1 pseudogene is annotated in these 886 nt (G+C 35.8%); it reads right to left on the reverse strand.

The features are described 5' to 3' along the window. Window positions 1–75: 75 nt before the first annotated feature. Window positions 76–886: pseudogene (locus tag AVJ19_RS21185) on the reverse strand (hypothetical protein); the annotation flags it as partial.

An 886-nucleotide genomic window follows, 5' to 3' on the forward strand; every position in this document is an offset into this window, starting at 1 on the left:
TGTAAGTTTTCGGCTTATTTTGCACTAATTTATTTTTTATTTTGCACTAAATATTTACAAGTTATTTTGCACCAACTATGACGTAATTAATGCACCTAAGCAAACAGCTCCACCAACTCCCCAAATACTCACTGACAAAAAACCAAGCGCCCTTATATCTTGCTCTACTGTTATATCTGAATTTACAACTGCATAAGAATGAACATAAAGTGAGTTTTCAGTTGTTGGGCTTGTCGGAACATATACATTGTATAGTGATGTGTAATTTGGTACTTTTCCTACCCTAATTGATTGTACCCGCCATTCTGGTTTTAATGTCCATATTGTATATCCCATCTGTATAGAGCTTAAAACTTCAAAAGCTCCTCGCATCCACAACATTCCATTAATTTTTGCAAACTCAAGATCAAATCGAACACCACTAATCGTTGCATACAGATTTGTTTTTACTACTTTTTGAATCAGAACATCTTCTGCTTTATGCCATTTGACTTGTGGTGGTACTTTTAACTGCGCCTGCAACTTCGCCAAAGCAATAATTAAACTATCTGTCGCTAAAATATCAGTTGCAGTTTGACTAGAAAGTCCAGTTAATACAGTCTGACGGACACGCTCAGATTTAAAATAAAGATTGTTTGAACCTTCAGGCATTTCATCCGTATTTGAAGTAATATTCGCTGCAATGATCCGCCATTCATTGTCATCTCTATCCCAAATCGCACACATACGATCAAAACCGCTACCACTGTCAATATGTGCATAATCACCGTCTAATGCAGTGGGTAAAGCTAGACTTAGTGCAGAATAACTGCTAAATATTCCTCTAAAATGCTGAACATAATCAATTTTATCAAGCTTATTATCAATTAAAGCATCCACTTTTGGG

The organism is Acinetobacter sp. CFCC 10889 (assembly GCF_003268395.1).
In the GTDB taxonomy this organism is placed as follows: domain Bacteria; phylum Pseudomonadota; class Gammaproteobacteria; order Pseudomonadales; family Moraxellaceae; genus Acinetobacter.